Origin of the sequence: Pseudomonas sp. UBA7500 (assembly GCF_002478435.1) — a bacterium.
Taxonomy (GTDB): Bacteria; Pseudomonadota; Gammaproteobacteria; order Pseudomonadales; family Pseudomonadaceae; genus Aquipseudomonas; species Aquipseudomonas palmensis.
In genome coordinates, this window is the sequence record NZ_DLNW01000031.1 from 1 (window position 1) to 3,258 (window position 3,258).

Sequence of the window (3,258 nt, forward strand, 5' to 3'; positions counted from 1 at the left end):
GGGCGCAGGTGCTGCAGGTGGAACAGGTGGGCCTGACCGACAACTTCTTCGAGCTGGGCGGGCACTCGCTGCTGGTGCTGTCGGTGCTGTCGCGCCTGCAGTTGTCGCTCGGTCTCAAGGTGGAGCCGCAGGTGCTCTTCCAATACCCCGTTCTGGCCGCGTTCTGCGAGCAGCTGGACCAAGGAAATAGTGTGGATTTCGAAGATACGTTACGACGCCTGGACCTGTTTGCCGAAGACCTGGAGGATGCTCAATGAACACCGATACCGCCAAGAGCGTCGCCAAGCGTTTCGTCATGCTGGCGCCGGACAAGCGCAAGGTTTACTGGGAACGCATGCAGGCCGAGGGCATCAGTGCCGCCAACCTGCCGATTCCGGCGGTCAAGGCGCTGTTCGATGAACTGCGCCTGTCCTATGCGCAGCAGCGCCAGTGGTTTCTGTGGCAGCTGGAGCCACAGGGCGCCGCCTACAACGTGCCGACGGCGCTGCGCCTGAAGGGTGCGCTGGATGTGGAGGCGCTGCGCCGCAGTTTCGAGGCCCTGGTGGCACGCCACGAGACCTTGCGTACCACCTTCAGCCATGCTGACGGTCAGGCCTTGCAGGTGATTCATGCTGCGGCACCGTTCGCATTGCACGTCGATGCGGTTCAGGTGCCGGCGGGTGCAGACCGCCAGGCGCTGATCAGGCAATGGGTGGAAACCGAGACCCGGCGCCCGTTCGACCTGGAAAGCGGCCCGTTGCTGCGGGTCAAGCTGCTGAAGCTGGGTGACGATGACCATGTGCTGGTACTGACCCTGCACCATATCGTCTCCGATGGCTGGTCGATGCCGGTGATGGTCGAGGAACTGATCCGGTTCTACGAAGGCTATCGCCTGGGCCAGCCGGTACAGCTGCCGGCACTGCCTATCCAGTATGCCGACTACGCAATCTGGCAGCGCCACTGGATGGAGGCGGGGGAGCAGACGCGCCAGCTGGGATACTGGACCGAGCAACTGGGTGGCGACCCGGCGGTGCTCGAACTGCCCCTCGACCGGCCGCGTCCGGCCATCCAGAGCCAGGCGGGCGCGAGCCTGGCAATCGAACTGGAGCCCAGCCTGGCCGGTGCCCTCAAAGGCCTGGCCAGGGAGCAGGGTGTGACCTTGTTCATGCTGCTGTTGGCCAGTTTCCAGGCGTTGCTGCACCGCTACTCGGGTCAGCCCGAGATTCGCGTCGGTGTGCCGATTGCCAACCGCAACCGGGTGGAGACCGAGCGCCTGATCGGCTTCTTCGTCAACACCCAGGTGCTCAAGGCCGAGTTCGATCTGGACACCACCTTCCAGGCGCTGCTGCACCAGGTACAGCGCACCGCACTGGCGGCGCAGGCGCATCAGGACCTGCCGTTCGAGCAACTGGTGGAGGCGCTGCACCCGCAGCGCAGCCTCAGCCACAGCCCGTTGTTCCAGGTGATGTACAACCACCAGACCCAGGGCAGGAACGCGCGTCACAGCCTGCCGGGCCTGACGGTCGAAGGCCTGGAGTGGGAGCAGCACAGCGCCCAGTTCGATCTGACCCTGGAAACGGTCGAAACCGAACAGGGCATCGGCGCCTCGCTGAACTACGCCACCGCGTTGTTCGACGCATCGACCATCCAGCGTCTGGCCAGCCATTGGCGCCAGTTGCTGCAAGACGTTGTCGCGCAGCCGCAGAAGCGCATCGCCGACCTGGCGTTGCTGGATGCTCAGGAGCAACAGCAGGTGCAGGCCTGGAACCGCACCGAGGCGGGGTTTGACCGCGAGCGCTGTGTGCATGAGCTGATCGCCGCCCAGGCGCAGCGCACCCCTGACGCCCCCGCCGTGCTGTTTGCCGGGCAGACGCTGAGCTACCGGCAGCTCGACCAGCGCGCCAACCAGCTGGCACACCGACTGCGCGAGCGCGGGGTAGGGCCGGATGTACTGGTGGGGCTGGCGCTGGAGCGCAGCCTGGAAATGGTGGTGGGCCTGCTGGGTATCCTCAAGGCCGGTGGCGCCTATGTGCCGCTGGACCCGGATTATCCGCAGGAGCGCCTGGCCTACATGATCCAGGACAGTGGCATCGGCCTGCTGCTGACCCAGCCGACGGTGCAGTTGCCCGCCAGCAGTGCTGTCGAGCGCCTGATGCTGGAGCCGGGCGCTGCCTGGCTGGCCGGCTGCGAGCTCGGCGCGCCGCAGCTTCACATGCAGCCGGACCACCTGGCCTACGTGATCTACACCTCGGGCTCCACCGGCAAGCCCAAGGGTGTGGCCGTGCGCCATGGCGGGCTGGCCAATCACATGCACTGGATGCAGCAGGCCTTTGCCGTGCAGCCTGAAGACCGCGTGCTGCAGAAGACCGCCTTCAGCTTCGACGCCTCGGTGTGGGAGTTCTGGCTGGCATTGATCGGCGGCGCGCAACTGGTGGTGGCCGAGCCGGGGCTGGTGCTGGATCCGCAGCGGTTCTGGCAGCAGGTGAGCGAGCAGCGCATCAGCATCCTGCAGTTGGCGCCGTCATTGCTGCATGCCTTGCTGCCGGATCGCGGCGCGGGCCAGATGGACTCGGTACGGTTGCTGGCGATGGGCGGCGAAGCGTTGTCCGCCGCGTTGAGCGAGCAGGTTCGAGCCGGCTGGGGCGGGCAACTGGTCAACCTGTACGGCCCCACGGAAGCCACCATCGACAGCACCTTCCACGTGCTGTCGGCGCAGCTGCAGGCGGGCACGGTACCCATCGGCCGCGCCGTGGCCAACGTGCGCCTGCATGTGCTGAGCGATGCGCTGGGTGTGACGCCGTTTGCCAGGGGCGAGCTGTACATCGGCGGTGATTCGCTGGCGCGTGGCTACCTCAACCAGCCGGCGCTGACGGCCGAGCGTTTTGTGCCGGATCCGTTCGACACCAGTTCCCAGGGCGGTGCGCGCCTGTACCGCAGCGGTGACATGACACGCTATCGCGCCGATGGGGTGATCGAGTACCTCGGGCGCGCCGACCACCAGGTGAAGATCCGTGGCCTGCGCATCGAGCTGGGTGAAATCGAGGCCAGCCTGCACCAGCATCCGGCGGTGCGCGAAGCGGTGGTGCTGGCTGTCGATGGCCCCCACGGCAGGCAACTGGCGGCCTATCTGGTGGCCAGCGACGGGCTGGCAGCCAATCCCGAGCAACTGGCCAGCCTGCGCGAGCATCTCAAGGTCCGCCTGCCGGAATACATGGTGCCCACGCACCTGCTGTGGCTTGATGCGTTGCCGCTGATGCCCAATGGCAAGCTCGACCGCAA

Annotated in this window: 2 protein-coding genes; both read left to right on the top strand. The window is 66.3% G+C overall.

The features are described 5' to 3' along the window. Nucleotides 1–257 (top strand): phosphopantetheine-binding protein (locus tag B4I46_RS14690; RefSeq protein WP_286900721.1); only part of this gene is annotated, 257 nt, incomplete at its 5' end. Continuing rightward, nucleotides 254–3,258, top strand: a 3,005-nt coding sequence (locus B4I46_RS14695; RefSeq protein ID WP_286900724.1) for an amino acid adenylation domain-containing protein, incomplete at its 3' end; no start/stop codon positions are given. The genes B4I46_RS14690 and B4I46_RS14695, both read left to right, overlap by 4 nt.